General features: G+C 71.0%; 15 protein-coding genes and 1 riboswitch. Of the genes, 3 read left to right on the top strand and 12 right to left on the bottom strand.

The features are described from left to right. Positions 1–19: 19 nt before the first annotated feature. Positions 20–1,522 (bottom strand): glutamate-cysteine ligase family protein, encoded by a 1,503-nt coding sequence (locus ACLHRZ_RS33455; protein ID WP_490422372.1) that lies wholly within the window; start codon positions 1,520–1,522, stop codon positions 20–22. Positions 1,523–1,996: 474 nt separating this feature from the next. Here ACLHRZ_RS33455 and ACLHRZ_RS33450 point away from each other — a divergent pair, with 474 nt between their 5' ends. Together ACLHRZ_RS33450 and ACLHRZ_RS33445 are read left to right on the top strand one after the other, a co-directional pair. Next, positions 1,997–2,584 (top strand): hypothetical protein, encoded by a 588-nt coding sequence (locus ACLHRZ_RS33450; protein WP_490422371.1) that lies wholly within the window; start codon positions 1,997–1,999, stop codon positions 2,582–2,584. A gap of 302 nt (positions 2,585–2,886) precedes the next feature. Beyond that, positions 2,887–3,093 (top strand): DUF5999 family protein, encoded by a 207-nt coding sequence (locus ACLHRZ_RS33445; protein ID WP_190076185.1) that lies wholly within the window; start codon positions 2,887–2,889, stop codon positions 3,091–3,093. Between the two features lie 117 nt (positions 3,094–3,210). Here ACLHRZ_RS33445 and gcvP read toward each other — a convergent pair whose 3' ends face one another. After that, the gene (gene gcvP / locus ACLHRZ_RS33440) at positions 3,211–6,096 is read right to left on the bottom strand and encodes an aminomethyl-transferring glycine dehydrogenase (protein ID WP_490422370.1); all 2,886 of its coding nucleotides are present in this window, start codon (positions 6,094–6,096) and stop codon (positions 3,211–3,213) included. 184 nt (positions 6,097–6,280) lie between these two features. Next, a riboswitch (glycine riboswitch) is annotated at positions 6,281–6,388 on the bottom strand. 121 nt (positions 6,389–6,509) lie between these two features. Here gcvP and ACLHRZ_RS33435 point away from each other — a divergent pair. Continuing rightward, complete coding sequence (locus tag ACLHRZ_RS33435) at positions 6,510–6,860, top strand: PRC-barrel domain-containing protein (protein WP_490422369.1); 351 nt, start codon at positions 6,510–6,512, stop codon at positions 6,858–6,860. Here ACLHRZ_RS33435 and ACLHRZ_RS33430 read toward each other — a convergent pair. From ACLHRZ_RS33430 to clsA, 10 genes are all read right to left on the bottom strand, one after another. Continuing rightward, complete coding sequence (locus ACLHRZ_RS33430; RefSeq protein ID WP_490422368.1) at positions 6,803–8,203, bottom strand: DNA polymerase IV; 1,401 nt, start codon at positions 8,201–8,203, stop codon at positions 6,803–6,805. The two genes, ACLHRZ_RS33435 and ACLHRZ_RS33430, sit on opposite strands and share 58 nt — an antisense overlap. Before the next feature lie 66 nt (positions 8,204–8,269). Then, positions 8,270–8,911: a MerR family transcriptional regulator gene (locus tag ACLHRZ_RS33425; protein WP_490422367.1), complete on the bottom strand. Its 642-nt coding sequence runs from the start codon at positions 8,909–8,911 to the stop codon at positions 8,270–8,272. A gap of 170 nt (positions 8,912–9,081) precedes the next feature. Next, the gene (locus ACLHRZ_RS33420; protein WP_045933737.1) at positions 9,082–9,555 is read right to left on the bottom strand and encodes a bifunctional nuclease family protein; all 474 of its coding nucleotides are present in this window, start codon (positions 9,553–9,555) and stop codon (positions 9,082–9,084) included. Between the two features lie 51 nt (positions 9,556–9,606). Further along, positions 9,607–10,350: a transcriptional regulator FtsR gene (gene ftsR, locus ACLHRZ_RS33415; RefSeq protein ID WP_490422366.1), complete on the bottom strand. Its 744-nt coding sequence runs from the start codon at positions 10,348–10,350 to the stop codon at positions 9,607–9,609. A gap of 20 nt (positions 10,351–10,370) precedes the next feature. After that, positions 10,371–11,216, bottom strand: a complete 846-nt coding sequence (locus ACLHRZ_RS33410; RefSeq protein ID WP_490422365.1) for a double zinc ribbon and FHA domain-containing protein — start codon at positions 11,214–11,216, stop codon at positions 10,371–10,373. Between the two features lie 130 nt (positions 11,217–11,346). Continuing rightward, the gene (locus tag ACLHRZ_RS33405) at positions 11,347–12,261 is read right to left on the bottom strand and encodes a DUF881 domain-containing protein (protein ID WP_490422364.1); all 915 of its coding nucleotides are present in this window, start codon (positions 12,259–12,261) and stop codon (positions 11,347–11,349) included. Between the two features lie 5 nt (positions 12,262–12,266). After that, a complete protein-coding gene (locus ACLHRZ_RS33400) occupies positions 12,267–12,599 on the bottom strand; it encodes a small basic family protein (RefSeq protein WP_004947174.1) in 333 nt (110 codons plus the stop codon). Then, positions 12,596–13,492 carry a DUF881 domain-containing protein gene (locus ACLHRZ_RS33395; RefSeq protein ID WP_490422363.1) on the bottom strand — a complete coding sequence of 299 codons (897 nt, stop codon included), beginning with the start codon at positions 13,490–13,492 and terminating at the stop codon, positions 12,596–12,598. Before ACLHRZ_RS33395 ends, ACLHRZ_RS33400 begins: the two co-directional genes overlap by 4 nt. Positions 13,493–13,609: 117 nt before the next feature. After that, a complete protein-coding gene (locus ACLHRZ_RS33390; protein WP_490422362.1) occupies positions 13,610–16,105 on the bottom strand; it encodes a sugar phosphate nucleotidyltransferase in 2,496 nt (831 codons plus the stop codon). A gap of 78 nt (positions 16,106–16,183) precedes the next feature. Continuing rightward, positions 16,184–16,774 carry a cardiolipin synthase ClsA gene (clsA, locus tag ACLHRZ_RS33385; protein ID WP_490422361.1) on the bottom strand — a complete coding sequence of 197 codons (591 nt, stop codon included), beginning with the start codon at positions 16,772–16,774 and terminating at the stop codon, positions 16,184–16,186. Between the last annotated feature and the right edge of the window lie 151 nt (positions 16,775–16,925).

The following is a 16,925-nucleotide window of genomic DNA, read 5'->3' as shown; positions in this document are numbered from 1 at the left end:
CCGTGTCCGTACCGCGGGGTCAGTCCCCGGCCCCGGCGGGCCAGGTGTGCACGGGCCGGCCGGTCCGCATCAGCTCGCAGTAGCGGCGCGTGGTGGCCGCGAGGGCCTGCTCGCGGTCCAGCCCGCGGTCCCGGGCCCGGTGATAGGCGGCCGCCTGCCAGGAGGCGCCGTTCACCCGGCGCCGGCAGCGCTCCTCGATGACGCCGAGATAGCGGTCGCGGTCGGCGGGCTCGACGCCCCAGGCGTCCAGCCCGGCCGCGGCCAGCGGCAGCAGCTCGTCCAGGACCAGGCGGACGGCCGGGACGCGGGCGAGCGTGCCGGTGCGGCCCGCCCGCGGCCAGCGCAGCACGGATTCGATGCCGTGGCGGCAGGCCACGTCGAAGTTGTCGGCGGCGACGGCGAACGGCAGCCGGGACCACACCGGCCGCGGCTCCTCGGCCAGCCCCCTGACCACCCCGTAGTAGAAGGCCGCGTTGGCGATGACGTCGGTGACGGTGGGGCCCGCGGGCAGCACCCTGTTCTCCACGCGGAGGTGGGGGACGCCGTCGGCGACCCCGTAGACGGGCCGGTTCCAGCGGTAGACCGTGCCGTTGTGCAGCGAGAGCTCCGACAGCCGGGGCACCCCGCCCTCGTCCAGCACCCGCAGCGGTTCCTCGTCGTCGGAAATGGGCAGCAGCGGGGGAAAAAAACGCAGGTTCTCCTCGAAGAGCTCGAAGGCCTCGCCGATCCAGCGCTCGCCGAACCAGGTGCGCGGCCGCACGCCCTGGGCCTGGAGCTCGGGCGGGCGGGTGTCGGTGGACTGGACGAACAGCGGCGGCCGCGACTCGCGCCACAGCTCCCGGCCGAACAGGAAAGGAGAGTTGGCGCCCACGGCGATCTGCGCGGCGGCGACGGCCTGCGCCGCGTTCCACACCGCGGCGAACCGGCCGGGAGTCACCTGCAGATGCAACTGCACGGAGGTGCAGGCGGCTTCGGTGACGATCGACCCGGCCGTGCAGGTGAGCCGCTCGATTCCGTCGATGTCGATGGTGAAGTGCTCGCCGCGGGCGGCCAGGATCTGCTCGTTGAGCAGGGCGTACCGGTCGGCCGCGGAGAGATTGGCGGTGACCGCGTGCCGGCGGGTGAGGGTCGGAAGAATACCGATCATCACGATTCCGGAATCGACCTCCATGGCCCTGCGGTCGGCATAGGCAAGGCCGGTGCGCAGCTCTTCGGCAAGCTGGTCGAAGACCCGGCCGGACAGCCGGTGCGGCACAATGTTCACTTCCAGGTTGAACTGTCCGAGTTCAGTCTGGAAATCCCGGCTCGCGATACGCTCGAGCACCTCCGCATTCATCATGCTCGGCATACCGTCGAGGCCCGCGAGATTCAGCTCGATCTCCAGCCCCATGAGATTCCGCGGCCGGTCGAACCGCTTCTCCTCCAGCAGTCTCGCCAGCGCTTCCAGGCACTGCCGGAGCTTGTCCCGGTGGTGCTGCGGGGCGGCGGGACCGAACCCCTCGGCCGCGACCTTCTCACCCATTCAAGCGTCCCTCCTCAAACGGGTCGCCCGCGGCGGCGCCGCCCTCGTCACGGTCGATGATGCCCAGCGGGACGATCGATAACGCCTCGCCGGAGCCGCATACCCGCTAGGCTCGGCACCATGCGCACTCCGGCACATTCCGTCGGCATACGGGTGGTCGCAGTTGCCGGGCAATGCGCTGGTGATAAACACCGATGAGATCCGGCCGACCGCTGCCCGGGAAAAGCCCGAGGTCATGGGCGCGACATTGCGGCATAATCACCGAAATCACCCCGAAAAGAGGCCCTGATTTCCTCTTGCCGGAAATACTGCGGACAGCTAGCCGAAACACTGCGTGAACACGTGTCGTATAAACTCCGCGATAGGCAGAGAGCAGGCGCCCCGGAAGTCGGTCCGGCCCCCCTCTGACCCCCGACAGCGTCGTCGCACCTGCCCAGCACCCCCGCGTGTCTCCCCAAGCGAGAGGCGACCCCCATGCCACTGCACGTCCCCCCTGCCCCCGCGCCTGCCCTCCGCAGCGTCCGTGCGGCCCTCGGTTCCCCGACCGCCGTCCGTGCGGCACGCACCCCGTCGCTGAAGTCCGCGCAGACGCCGCTCACCCCCGAACTGCCGCTGCCCGTCCACGTGCTGGAGCCGGTCACGCCCCGCGGCGGGGCGCCCCGGACCCGGCTGACGGGCTGGCGCTTCCTCGTCCGGGGCGGCGGGCGGTCGATCGCCGCGGCCGAGACCATGCTCACCCCGGACGGCTGGGCGTTCTCCCACTTCTTCGAGGGCCCCTACCTCGCCTCCACCGAGCTGGCCCTGCACCAGGCCGAGCTGCTGCCGTCGCCGTACCAGCCGAGGCTGCTGTCCGTTCCGGGGCTCTACATGCTCACCCTCTGGCTGCACGGCGACATCACGGCCGAGGCCTCGTCGGGCGTGCTCGCCCCGGGCGACCTGCTGGTGCCCCTCGCCCCCGCCCCGCCCGGCATCGCCGCCCACCGCCCGCACCGCGTCGCCGACCTGCTGCCCGTGCTCGCCCTGCGGCTCACCCCGGCCCCGCTGCTGCAGACCTCCGCCTGACCGGCGCACCCGCCGCAGCAGTGCCCCGCGGACCCACCGGCCACGGGGCACTGCGGCGTGCTCCCCCGACCGGGCTAGCCCACCACGGCCATCGCGAACCCCCCGAAGAGACAGCCTTGTTGGCCGCAACCCCCCGCACGGGTGACGCGTCCTCATCCTGTGAGGAGCACCACAGGGAAATGCCTGCGGAATTCCGCTCGCACGGCAACACTGGGATCGACCGACGATTGCAAACGGGGGGCGGCATGACCACCGCATCGAGCCGCAGGACAGTCACGACACCACAGCGAAAGATCCCTGCCATGTGCCAGCACCAGCCCACGTGCCCGTCAGCCGACTCCGCCGACCGGGAGGCCGCCCAGCTCGTGGCGCACTTCCCGGAACAGGGCTGGAGCCTGCTGTGCAACGGCGTCCTCTGCTTCGAGGACACCGGTGAGCTGCTGCCGGACGGACAGATCATCGCCCCGCACCGGCCGCTCGGCGCCGACCACGTGGTGACGGCTGCCTAGCAACAGCACTACCCGGCACAACCGCATATGACACCCGGAAAGACATGAGGGGCCGGCCCGGCGCAGATCGCCGAACCGGCCCCGACGCGCATCAGCCGCGCGGCACCGCCCTGTTGCTCAGCCCTCGTAGGCGTCGAGCGGCGGGCAGGAGCAGACGAGGTTGCGGTCGCCGTACGCGCCGTCGACGCGGCGCACCGGCGGCCAGTACTTGTCGGCCGCCGTCACCCCGGCGGGGAAGGCCGCCTCCTCGCGGGTGTACGGGTGCTCCCAGGCACCGGTGACCGAGGCCGCGGTGTGCGGGGCGTTGCGCAGCGGGTTGTCGTCCTTGTCCCACGCGCCCGAGCCGACCTTCTCGATCTCGGCACGGATCGCGATCATGGCGTCGCAGAACCGGTCCAGCTCGGTGAGGTCCTCGCTCTCCGTCGGCTCGATCATCAGCGTGCCGGCCACCGGGAAGGACATGGTCGGCGCGTGGAAGCCGTAGTCGATCAGGCGCTTGGCCACATCGTCGACGCTCACCCCGGTCGCCTTGGTCAGCGGGCGCAGGTCCACGATGCACTCGTGCGCGACCAGGCCGCCCGGGCCGGTGTAGAGCACGGGGTAGTGCGGCTCCAGGCGCTTGGCGATGTAGTTGGCGCCCAGCACGGCCACCTGCGTGGCGCGCTTGAGGCCCTCGGCGCCCATCAGCCGCACGTACGCCCAGGAGATCGGCAGGATGCCGGCGGAGCCCCAGGGAGCTGCCGAGATCGGCCCGACGCCCGTGGCCGGACCGGCGGCCGGCTGCAGCGGGTGGTTGGGCAGGTAGGGCGCGAGGTGGGCGCGGACGGCCACCGGGCCGACGCCCGGACCGCCGCCGCCGTGCGGGATGCAGAAGGTCTTGTGCAGGTTCAGGTGCGAGACGTCGCCGCCGAACTCGCCCGGCCGGGCCAGGCCCACCAGGGCGTTGAGGTTCGCCCCGTCCACGTACACCTGGCCGCCGGCCTCGTGCACGGCCGCGCAGATGTCCGCCACATGCTCCTCGAAGACGCCGTGCGTGGACGGGTACGTGATCATCAGCACGGCCAGCTCGTCGCGGTGCTGCTCGATTCTGGCCCGCAGGTCCGCGATGTCGACCTCGCCGTCGTCGGCGGTCTTCACCACGACGACCTTCATGCCCGCCATCACCGCGCTGGCCGCGTTGGTGCCGTGCGCGGAGGACGGGATGAGGCAGACGGTGCGCTGCTCGTCGCCGTTGGCGCGGTGGTACGCACGGACGGCCAGCAGGCCCGCGAGCTCGCCCTGGGAGCCCGCGTTGGGCTGCAGGGACACCCTGGCGTAGCCGGTGACCTCGGCGAGCCGCTCCTCGAGCTCGGTGATGAGCGTGAGGTAGCCCGCGGCCTGGTCGGCGGGCGCGAAGGGGTGCAGCGCGCCGAACTCGGGCCAGGTGACCGGCTCCATCTCGGTGGTGGCGTTGAGCTTCATCGTGCAGGAGCCGAGCGGGATCATGCCCCGGTCCAGCGCGTAGTCGCGGTCGGCGAGGCGGCGCAGGTAGCGCAGCATCGCCGTCTCGGAGCGGTACTGGTGGAAGACCGGGTGCGCGAGGTACTCGTCGGTGCGCAGCAGGCCCTCGGGGAGGGTGTCGGCGGTGGCCGCGTCGAGCGCCTCGACGTCGGCCTCCACGCCGAACGCGGCCCACACGGAGGCCAGATGGGCCCGCGTGGTGGTCTCGTCGCAGGCGATGCCGACGTGGTCGGCGTCCGTCAGGCGCAGGTTGACTCCGCGCTCGCGGGCGGCGCCGACGACCTCGGCGGCGCGGCCGGGGACACGCACGGTCAGGGTGTCGAAGTACGCACCGTGCACGACCTCGACGCCCGCGGCCCGCAGGCCCTCGGCGAGGAGGACGGCGTAGCGGTGGGTACGGCGCGCAATGGCGGCCAGGCCCCCGGGACCGTGGTGGACGGCGTACATGCCGGCCATGACGGCGAGGAGCACCTGGGCGGTGCAGATGTTGCTGGTGGCCTTCTCGCGGCGGATGTGCTGCTCGCGGGTCTGCAGGGCCAGGCGGTAGGCCTTGTTGCCGTCGGCGTCGACGGAGACGCCGACCAGGCGGCCGGGGAGGCTGCGGGCGAACTTCTCGCGGACGGCCATGTACCCGGCGTGCGGGCCGCCGAAGCCCATGGGCACGCCGAAGCGCTGGGTGGTGCCGACGGCGATGTCGGCGCCGAGCTCGCCGGGCGGGGTGAGCAGGGTCAGGGCGAGCAGGTCGGCCGCGACGGTGACGACGGCGCCGAGCTCGTGGGCCTGCTCGATGACGGGGCGCAGGTCGCGCACGGCACCGGAGGCGCCCGGGTACTGCAGCAGCACGCCGAAGACGCCACGGCCGGCGATCTCCTCGGGGATGCCCGCGGACAGGTCCGCGACGACGACCTCGACGCCGGTCGGCTCGGCGCGGGTCTCGATCACCGCGACGGTCTGCGGCAGGGCGTCCGCGTCGACGAGGAAGACCCCGTCCTTGACCTTGCCCATGCGCCGGGACAGCGCCATGGCCTCGGCCGCCGCGGTGCCCTCGTCGAGCAGGGAGGCGCCGGAGGTGGGCAGACCGGTCAGCTCGGCCACGACCGTCTGGAAGTTGAGCAGGGCCTCCAGCCGGCCCTGGGAGATCTCCGGCTGGTACGGCGTGTAGGCCGTGTACCAGGCGGGGTTCTCCATGACGTTGCGCAGGATCACCGGCGGGGTGAACGTGCCGTGGTAACCGAGGCCGATCATGGGGGTGAGCACCTGGTTGCGGCTCGCGAGCGAGCGCAGCTCGGCGAGGACCTCGGGCTCGGTGCGGGCGGCGGGCAGGCCCAGCGCCCCGGCGCTCTTGATCACTTCCGGCACGGCGGCGGCGGTGAGCTCGTCGAGGGAGCCGAAGCCGACCTGGGCGAGCATCTTGGCCCGCGCCTCGGAGTCGGGCCCTATGTGACGGTCCTCGAAGGGAGTGCCGCGCTCCAGGTCGGAGAGGGAGATGCGGTGGGCGGTCATCTGCGGAGGCCTCCTGGTCATTGCGACCTGCGAGGGGTACCACGGCGCGGGTACCCGGACGGCCTCCCCCTCTGTCATCGCAACCTGAGAGCTTCACCGGGCGGTGCAGTACCCGGCTTTCACCGTCGGTGAGGAAGGGCTCGGAGTACTGCCGGACCGGACCCGCCCTGCTTTCCAGAGTGGCCTCGCCCATGCGGTACGGGGTGCCTGAGAGATTCCGGGGAGGATTTGCTCCTTCGGCGCCTCCGAGCCCGCCCCTGAGGGCGTCGGAGGACTCTCCCGCACGGATTCTGCGGCCACTGGCCAGCCTACCAGCGAGGATTTCCCGGCGGAGCGCCCAAGTGGCCGCTTCCCGCTTTGTGGCTTTTGGTTGGTGGCAGGTGCGCCAGGTGGGAGGAAACAGGAGGAAGGCCGTGCAGACGGATGTCGACCCCCGGAGCCTGATCGGCCGCAAGGCCTTCGACCGCGACGGCGTGCGGATCGGCACGGTGGACGAGGTGTACCTCGACGACGCGACCGGGCGGCCGGAGTGGGCCGCCGTGCGCACCGGGCTGTTCAGCCGCGACGCCCTCGTACCGCTGCAGCCGAGCCGGGCCGACGGCGAGGGGCTGCACGTCCCCTACGAGCGGGCCCTGATCAGGAGCGCCCCGGACATCGGTGCCGGCCGCCACCTCTCCCCCCGGCAGGAACTGCGGCTGTACCGGCACTACGGGCTCGCCGTCCCCCCGGCCGACGGCGCTTCCGGCCCCGCCTCCGGCGGCTGACCCTCCGCGGGCCGGACGAGCGGCAGCGGATCGGCGTGCTCCAGCGCCGGGTCGTCGACGGCGAACGTGCGCACCCTGCCGGGCTCCTCGGACCAGGGCTCCTCGAAGCGGACCGTGACCCGGCCGACGCCGCTGCCCTGCACCCAGCCGGCCCCGTACTCGGCGTGCCGCACGTCCAGCCCCGGCAGCCACTGGCGGGGCCGTGCCGCCTCTTCCGCAGCCTCCTCCTGCTCCCGCTCCGGCTCCGCCCCGGCCTCGGCCGCCGCGCTGCCGGCCGCCTGGGCGAAGAGGTCCTCCTGGGTGTAGTCCGCGAGCCCGGAGACGCCCACCCCCAGCAGCCGCACCCCGGCCGTGGTGTCCACCCCGTCCAGCAGCCGGGCGGCCGCCTCCCGCACGACCGCGGGATCGTCCGTCGGCCCGCGCAGCGTCTCCGAGCGGGTGAGGGTCGAGAAGTCGTAGCGCCGCACCTTGATGACCACGGTGCGCCCGCTCCGCCCGGCACCGCGCAGCCGCCGCACGCAGCGGTCGGCGAGGCGGGCGATCTCCAGCTGCACCCGGGTGCGGTCGGTGAGGTCCTCGGCGAAAGTGTCCTCCACGGACACCGACTTGGCGTCCCGCTCCGCGACGACGGGCCGCTCGTCACCGCCGGTGGCCAGCACGTACAGCCCGCTGCCGTGGGCCCTGCCCAGCAGGCGCACCAGCTCGTCCTCACCGGCCTCGGCGGTCTCGGCCACGGTGGTGATCCCGGCCCGGCGCAACGTTTCGGCGGTGGCGGGGCCGACACCCGGGATGACGCGCACCGACATCGGCCCCAGGGTCTCCTGCTCGGTGCCGGGCTCTATGCACACCAGGCCGTCGGGCTTGGCCTGCTCGGAGGCGATCTTGGCCATCATCTTGGACCCCGCCAGCCCCACCGACCCGCTGAGCCCCGTGGCCGCCCGGATGTCGCGGCGCAGCCGCTCGCCCACGGCCCGCGCCGCGGCCGAGGAGGGCTCCACCCCGCCCGCCTCCAGGTCCACGAAGGCCTCGTCCAGGCTCAACGGCTCCACCAGCGGCGACAGCTCGCCCAGCAGCCCCATGACCACATCGCTGACCTGCCGGTACAGGGTGAACCGCGGGGTGAGGTACGCGGCGTTCGGGCAGAGCCTGCGGGCCTGGGCCGTCGCCATCGCCGAGTGGACCCCGAAGACCCGCGCCTCGTACGACGCCGTGGCCACCACGCCACGGGGGCCGATGCCGCCGACCACCACGGGCTTCCCGCGCAGGCTGGGCTTGGACGCCTGCTCCGCCGAGGCGTAGAAGGCGTCCATGTCCAGGTGCAGGATCGTCGGCGCTCGTCTCACAGCACGATGCTGCCGCACCCCACTGACAATCGCGCCGGCCCGCGGCGGAGCACCGCCGGGCGCCGGTCAGCCGGCCCGGTTGCGGCGGCGTGCCAGCTCGTCGGCCGGGTTGTGGCCCACGAGCGTCTCGCCGGTGTCCACACGCTCCCCGTGCAGCTTCGCCAGCGCGCTCTCCACGTCGCGCCAGACGACGCCCACGGCGATCCCGAAGACGCCCTGGCCGCCCTGGAGGAGGTCGACGACCTCGTCGGGCGAGGTGCACTCGTACACCGTGGCGCCGTCGCTCATCAGCGTCATCTGCGCCAGGTCGTCCATCCCGCGCGTGCGCAGGTGCTGGACGGCGGTGCGGATGTTCTGCAGCGACACCCCGGTGTCCAGGAGCCGTTTGACGATCTTCAGGACGACGACGTCCCGGAAGCTGTAGAGCCGCTGGCTGCCCGACCCGTAGGCGGGCCGCACGCTGGGCTCGACGAGCCCGGTGCGCGCCCAGTAGTCGAGCTGCCGGTAGGTGATGCCGGCGGCCGCGCACGCCGTCGGCCCCCGGTAGCCGATGTTCTCCGTGCCGCTCGAGGGCACCGAGCCGTCCGAATCCCGCCCCCGCGGAGTGGTGACCGCCATCGCGGCCGGATGACGGGGCACCGGTTCGACCGTTCCCCCGTGCAGCGGATACGGACTGCCGACCGCTGTACCGTCGCCCGTGCTTCTCACGCCGACCTCCGTCCTTGACCTGCCTTCTCGACGGTAGGCAGTCGCTCGGGGTGCGTCAACGATCGCCACACTCGGCACGCCGAGTGATAATCACCCTGAGAGTGGTTTTACGTGTCCGGGCAGTGGGAAAAGCTACCCGAATGCGCCGCGGCGACCCAGCGCACGCCGTCTCACTGACTGTTGGTGCCGAAGTCCTCGGGCGAGATCTGGTCGAGGAACTCGCGGAACTTCTCCACCTCGTCCTCCTGCTCGTCCGGGATCGCGATGCCCGCGTCGTCCAGCACCCCGTCGCTGCCGTAGATCGGCGTCCCGGTGCGCAGGGCAAGCGCTATGGCGTCGGACGGCCGGGCACTGACCTCCACGCCGCTGGCGAAGACGAGCTCCGCATAGAAGACTCCCTCGCGCAGGTCCGTGATGCGGACCTCCGAGAGCTGCTGTCCGACCGCGTCCAGCACGTCCTTGAAGAGATCGTGGGTCAGCGGGCGGGCAGGAGCCATGCCCTGCTGGGCGAAGGCGATCGCCGTCGCCTCCCCCGGTCCGATCCAGATCGGGAGGTAGCGGTCGCCTCCCACTTCACGCAGGAGCACGATCGGCTGGTTGGAGGGCATTTCCACCCGGACACCCACGACATCGAGCTCGTTCACACAGCAACCCTAGGCCGTGCCCGGCAGGTTTGGGTAGTCGGGCACTCGCCGTCACCGCTCCCGCACGTGCAGGGCCCTGCGGACGAGGGCGGCGTGGAGCCGTACGGACAGCCCGGCCAGCTCCCGGGCGGTGGCCTCGGCATGGGCCCTGGTCTGCGGATTGCGGTGTCGGCGCAAGGGTGCGACCACTTGTTCGACCAGACCGGCCTCGCGGTCCGCGGCAGCCTTGACAGCACGCAGGTGCCGCGGCTCCAGACCGAAATGGCCCAGATCCGCCACGAGCCGGGCGACAGCCACGGTATCGGTGTCGAACCCGCCGTCCGGGTGGGCGACGACCAGGCCGTAGGACTCCCACTCGGCCAGTTCCGCATCGGTCGCCCCGGCCACGGCGAGCAGCTCCTCGCGGCCGATCCGCACCGGCGCCCGCACCGCGGCCTCCTCGCCGGCGAGGCCCTCGGACCCGCCCGGTTGCGCAGGGGCGGGGATCCCGCCGCGGCCGCCCCGGGCCGGATCGTCCAACTGCTCCCGGATGACCTTGAGCGGGAGGTAGTGATCGCGCTGCATCCGCAGCACCTGCCCGAGCCGCTCCACGTCTGCCGTGCTGAACTTCCGGTAGCCGGACGGCGTGCGCTGCGGCTCGACCAGGCCCTCCGCCTCCAGGAAACGGATCTTGGAGATGGTGACCTCGGGGAACTCCTCGCGCAGCACGTTGAGCACCGCTCCGATGCTCAACAGCCGGCCTTCCGCGCCGGCGGCACCGGAGGATCCGGTACCGCCCGACGGTGTCCGAAGCATGGCCCTCCCTCGATCGAGGGTCAGATCCCCGCCGCCTGCTGGCTGGCGTAGAAGACCAGGCGGTACTTGCCGATCTGGACCTCGTCGCCGTTCGTCAGCGCGATCTCGTCGATGCGCTCCCGGTTGACGTAGGTGCCGTTGAGGCTGCCGACGTCCGCGACCGTGAACGAACCGTCCTGCCGGCGGCGGAACTCCACGTGCCGGCGCGAGACGGTCACGTCGTCCAGGAAGATGTCGCTCTGCGGGTGCCGGCCGGCCGTGGTGACCTCGCCGTCCAGCAGGAAGCGGCTGCCGGAGTTCGGGCCGCGGCGGACCACCAGCAGCGCCGAACCCAGCGGCAGGGCCTCGACGGCCGCCAGCGCCTCCGGGGAGAGCATCGGGATCTGCGTCTGGCCGGTCGTCTCGGAGTCGTACGCCTCGAGACCGGAGATGGAGATGGTCGAGGTCGTCTCCGAGGCGCGCTCCGCAACGGCTCCGGGCCGCAGCGGCGCACCGCAGTTGGAACAGAACCGGCTGGCCTCGGCGTTCCGGTGGCCACACCTCGTACAGACCGGCAAGGCAAACCCTCCACCCGCACTTGAGGTTGCTGGTGCCCCGAAACCTATGCGTCCGGCGGCGGCAGGGTCAACAGAAGACGCGCCCTGTCCGCCCGGAATGTCGCTGCCGGGAGCATTCACCTGGTCCCGGAACAGGGGACGCCCTTCCTGGGCGCCCTGATTGTCTTCCACCGGCCCCGAGGCCCGGTGACGGGCGCTGCCGCCGTCCCGGCGTGCGCTCTTGCCGAACAACTTCGCAAACAACTTCACGGGCGATTCCCCTTGACCGAAACAGACCCGCCCGTGGGGCAGGACAAACCCTCGATGCACACACCGTCCGACCCGGACAACCTGACAACGTCCGAGATCACCAGACAGTTTCCATCACGCACCCCGAACCGCGTGCGCCGACCCCCCGCAAGCCCCCGCCCTCCCCGCGGAGCCCTTCTCCTCGCCTGCCTCACTGCGATGACGACCGAGCGTAGTCAGGCCGCTTCGCCGGGCGCAAGGCGTCGACAACGATCTTCTCAGACCGGGAGACCGAGACACCGGCCTGCTCCTTCTCCAGCGTCTGCACCACTCCACCAGGGATGTTGAGTGCGGGCTCCAGATCCTGGGGCTTGCCGATGACCTTGAACTTATAGGGCTGCGAGACCTTCTTCCCATCGATCTCCACCTTCCCCGCGGATCCGGAGAAGTAGGTGTCGGCAACCACCCGGACGTCGTTGATCTGGATCGCCTCCGCGCCCGCGGCCCGCAGCTCCTGAATCGTGTCGAGCAGCTTGTCGGGCTCGACCGCGCCCTTGGTGTCGCTCACCGTGAGCTCGATGCCGGGCCCCTCGGCCGCCACCGTACCGGCCAGCACGCCGAGCTGCTCCTCCTTCTGCTCGGTCTGCTTGCGGGCCTCGGCGGCCTGGTTGGAGCTGCTCTCCAGCTCCGCCTTCTGGCTCTCCAGCTTCCGCTTCTCGTCCTCCAGCCGCTTGGTGCGGCTGTCCAGTTCGTCCAGGATCCGCACCAGGTCCTCCTGCCGGGCCCCGCGCAGCGCGCTGTTGTCGCTGGTCGTACGGACCTGGATGGCCAGGCCGAGTCCCAGGACGCACAGCAGCAGGGCGACGGTGAACTGGGCGCGGGTGAACCGCGGCGGCCACAGGCCGTTCACGAGGCGTTGACGCCCCGTCAACGCCCCGGCCGGAGCCCCCTCTTCCGGCGCGGGCCCGGGGGCCGGCGCCTCGGACTTTGTCGGCTCCTCGGCCGGTTCCGGCTTCTCCGCGTTCGGCTTCTCGGTGCTCGGCTTCTCCGCGCCCGGCCCTGTGTTCCTGCCGGTGTCCTCGTCGCCGTTCCCGCCCGGCTTCTCCGGCGTGTCGTCCGTGGTCATCGGTCTCACGCCCGGAAGACGTGCCGCCGGATGGCGGCCGCGTTGGAGAAGATGCGGATGCCCAGGACGACCACGACGCCCGTGGACAGCTGCGCGCCCACACCCAGCTTGTCGCCCAGGAAGACGATGAGCGCGGCCACGACCACGTTGGACAGGAAGGAGACGACGAAGACCTTGTCGTCGAAGATTCCGTCCAGCATCGCCCGGAGGCCGCCGAAGACCGCATCGAGCGCCGCCACGACGGCGATGGGCAGATAGGGCTCGACCGCCGTCGGAACCACGGGGCGGACCACCAGTCCGACCACGACTCCCACGATGAGGCCCAATACGGCGATCACGATGTGCCCTTGCCCTTCCCTGTGTTCTCCGGCTTTGCGGTACGTACGATCAGGCTCGGCGCAGCCGGCAGCCGGACCTCGTCCTGAGCCGAGATGCCGGCTCTGATGCCGTAGTTCTGCTGCAGAACATGCAGATACTGACCGTCGGCACTGTCCTGGAACGCAGTGCTCAGCTTCTGCCCGTTACCGACCGCCAGCACCGTGTAGGGCGGCACCAGCGGTCTGTTGTCGACCAGTATGGCGTCACCGGCGGCCCTGATGGCCGACAGTGCCGTCAGCCGCTGGCCGTTGACCGCGATCGCCTCGGCGCCGGACTGCCACAGCCCGTTGACGATGCGCTGCATGTCGCGGTCGCGCACCCGGCCCGTGTCCGAGAAGCCCTGGCTCTCCCGAGGGTTGCCGCCGCCCGTCGTGGTCTGCTTCGCGTCGTCGACGACCAGCTTGACCCCGGGCCCCTTCACCGCCGTGGCACCGGCGAGCAGGGACACCAACTCCGCCTGGTCCCCGCCGTGTTTCTCCAGGGCCTCGCGCTGCTTGGCGCCGACGCTGTCGCGCAGGGTGTCCACGTTCTTCTGCAGCGTGTCGGCCGCCGAGGTCTCGGCGTCGATCCGGTCGATGAGCTGCTGGCGCTCCTTGGCCAGCGTCGGTGCCGATATCCGCGCCTGCGCGGCTCCGATCGTCACCACCACGGCGGCGAGCAGCAGAGCCGCGCCGACCCCCAACTTGGCCCGCAGCGTGCCCGGAAGACCCTTGCCGCCCGCCGCGCGCCGGGCAGCCGCCTCGGCGTAGCCCTCGTCGAGGCTGTGGTCCATCACGTTGGTCAGCAGCGACATCGACGCGTCGGGGCGCGGAGGCGGCGACGACGTGCTCCGAACGGGGGGCTGCTGCGACATGCCGCACATCGTCGCACGTCGGGGGCGCCGTCTCCCAATGGCCCCACCGGCGTGCCGGATCCGGACCGAGGAGACCGCGCCCCGGCGGAGATCCGGCAGGCCGGCCGGGCGGCGGGCTCAGCGCCCGGCGCCGTCCACGACCGCCGACCACTCGTCGAGCAGCGCCTTGGCGGAGGCGTCGTCGGGTCCTTCCGCCCACAGATGGGTCACGGCCTCCGACGGGTCGGGCAGCACCAACACCCAGCGCCCGTCCGCCTCGACCACCCGCACGCCGTCGGTGGTGTCGACGAAACGATCCCCCGCGGCCTCCACCACGTGCCGCATGACCAGTCCCTTGACCGCCCACGGCGTCGCCAGGTCCCGGCGCAGCACGTGTGCCTGGGGGATGCGGGCGTCGATCTGGCTCAGCGTGAGCTGCGTCCGGGCCACCATGCCGATCAGACGTACGAAGGCGGCCGTGCCGTCGAAGACACTGCTGAACTCGGGGACGATGAAGCCGCCGCGCCCGTCACCGCCGAAGATGGTCGACTCCTGACGCCCGACGCGGGTCAGGTCGTCGGGCGAGGTCGTCGTCCAGTCCACCTGCGTGCCGTGGTACGCGGCCACCTGCTCCGCTACGCGGGTCGTGGTCACCGGAAGGGCCACCCGCCCGCTGCGCCGCTCGGCGGCGACCAGGTCGAGCAGGACCAGCAGGGCCCGGTCGTCCTCGACGATCCGCCCGCGCTCGTCCACCAGCGAGATGCGCTCCCCCACCGGGTCGAACCGCACGCCGAAGGCCGCCCGCGCCGACGCGACGATCTCGCCGAGCCGCACCAGCCCCGACCGCCGGGCGTCCGCGGTCTCGGTCGGACGGGCCTCGTCGAGCCCGGGATTGATGGTGAGGGCGTCCACGCCCAACCGGCCCAGCAGACTGGGCAGAACAAGCCCCGCACTGCCGTTGGAGGCGTCCACGACGACCTTCAGCCCGGCCTCGGCCACTCCGCTGGTGTCCACGGAGCGCAGCAGGGATCCCGTGTACGAGTCGTAGACGCTGGACGGGAAGGACAGGTCGCCGATCTCGCCGGGGAAGGCCCGCCGGTACTCCTGGCGGGCGTAGACCCGGTCCAGCTTGCGCTGCCCGGCCTGGGAGAGGTCGGCCCCGCGCTCGTCGAAGAACATGATGTCCACCGAGTCCGGCACGCCCGGCGAGGTACGGATCATGATGCCGCCGGCACTGCCCCGCGCGGTCTGCTCGCGCGCCACGGGCAGGGGGACGTTCTCCAGGTCCCGTACGTCTATGGCACTGGCCTGCAGCGCCGAGATGACCGCACGCTTGAGCGCCCTCGCACCCCGCGAGTGGTCACGGGCGGTGGTGACCGTCGAGCCCTTCTTGAGCGTCGTGGCGTACGCACCGGCGAGCCGCACCGCGAGCTCCGGGGTGATCTCCACATTGAGGATGCCGGAGACCCCGCGCGCGCCGAAGAGATGGGCCTGGCCCCGGGACTCCCAGATGACCGAGGTGTTGACGAACGCGCCGGCCTCGATGGTCTTGAAAGGATAGACCCGGACGTTGCCCTGGATAATCGATTCCTCACCGACGAGACACTCGTCCCCGATCACCGCACCGTCCTCGATACGGGCAGCACGCATGATGTCGGTGTTCTTGCCGATGACGCAGCCACGCAGGTTGCTCTGCTGGCCGATGTAGACGTTGTCGTGGACGACGGCCTTGTGGAGGAAGGCGCCGCTCTTCACCACCACGTTGGACCCGACCACGGTGTGCTCACGGATCTCGGCGTCGGCCTCCACCTTGGCGTAGTCGCCGATGTAGAGGGGGCCGCGCAGGACCGCGTCCGAGTGCACCTCCGCGCCCTCCGCGATCCAGACGCCCGGCGAGATCTCGAACCCGTCGAGATCGACCTCGACCTTGCCCTCCAGGACGTCGGCCTGGGCCTTGACGTAACTCTCGTGCGTGCCGACGTCCTCCCAGTAGCCCTCGGCGACATAGCCGTAGATCGGCTTGCCTTCCTTCATCAGCTGCGGGAAGACGTCCTGCGACCAGTCCACGGACACATCGGGCCGGACGTAGTCGAAGACTTCCGGCTCCATGACGTAGATGCCGGTATTGACCGTGTCGGAGAAGACCTGACCCCAGGTCGGCTTCTCCAGAAAGCGCTCGACCTTGCCCTGGTCGTCGACGATGGTGATGCCGAATTCCAGCGGATTGGGCACCCGGGTCAGACAGACCGTGACCAGGGCGCCCTTCTCCTTGTGAAAACGGATGAGGTCGCTCAGGTCGAAATCGGTGAGGGCATCCCCCGAGATGACCAGGAAGGCGTCGTCTCTGAGCGCTTCCTCCGCGTTCTTGACACTGCCTGCCGTGCCGAGCGGCTTTTCCTCATTGGCGTAGGTGAGCTCCATGCCCAGTTCCTCGCCGTCGCCGAAATAGTTCTTGACGAGGGAGGCGAGGAACTGCACGGTCACCACGGTCTCGGTGAGCCCGTGCCGTTTGAGCAGGCGCAGCACATGCTCCATGATCGGCCGATTGGCCACCGGCAGGAGCGGCTTGGGCATGCTCGAGGTCATGGGGCGAAGGCGAGTCCCTTCGCCGCCGGCCATCACGACGGCCTTCATGTCGGAAGCGTCCTCCTTGCGAGACGACGGTCTTGCCGACTTCACACCCGATGGGGCCCGGTTCCCGGAGCCGCCAGGTCAGTCGGCCGTGGCGTCCGCTCTGACAAGTCGGCGGACCTGCACCACATAGAGGATCCCTGCCCACCAATAGAGGGTTGTACCCCATCCGGCGAACGCCCATCCGAAAATCGCGGCGAGTGACGACAACCAGCCGTGACCGTCACTGAGAAGCAGCAACGGGAACGCATACATCAGGTTGAAGGTCGCGGCCTTGCCGAGGAAGTTCACCTGGGGCGGCGGGTAGCCGTGGCGCCTCAGGATCCCCACCATGACCAGCAGCATCGCCTCACGCGCGAGCAGGGCCAGCGTCAGCCACAGCGGAAGGATCTCGCGCCAGGTCAGGCCGAACAGCGTGGAAAGGATGTAGAGCCGGTCCGCAGCCGGATCGAGCAGCCGGCCGAGGTTGCTGATCTGATTCCAGCGCCGGGCGAGCTTGCCGTCGAGGTAGTCGCTGACGCCGCTCAGGGCCAGGACCAACAGCGCCCATCCGTCGTGCTTCTGGAGAATCAGCCACAGGAAGAGGGGTACGCCGACCAGGCGCGCCATGCTGAGGATGTTCGGGATGGTGAGGACACGGTCGGTCTGGACTCGTGTCTCCTGGACCTCCACCCGGGGGCCTCCTGTGGGGAAATGTACCGACGATACCCCACGACCTTACCCGCAGAGGGGGCGCAGGCGTACGGTGGGGTGCGGTGAGATCGCCGCCCGTAAACGCAAGAAAGCCCTGACAGGGAACCGGAGTTCCCCGTCAGGGCTTTCT

It is taken from the genome of Streptomyces sp. AM25 (genome assembly GCF_058146165.1).
The sequence above is the reverse complement of the archived record's forward strand: the minus strand, read 5'-3'. Positions and strand labels throughout refer to the sequence as shown.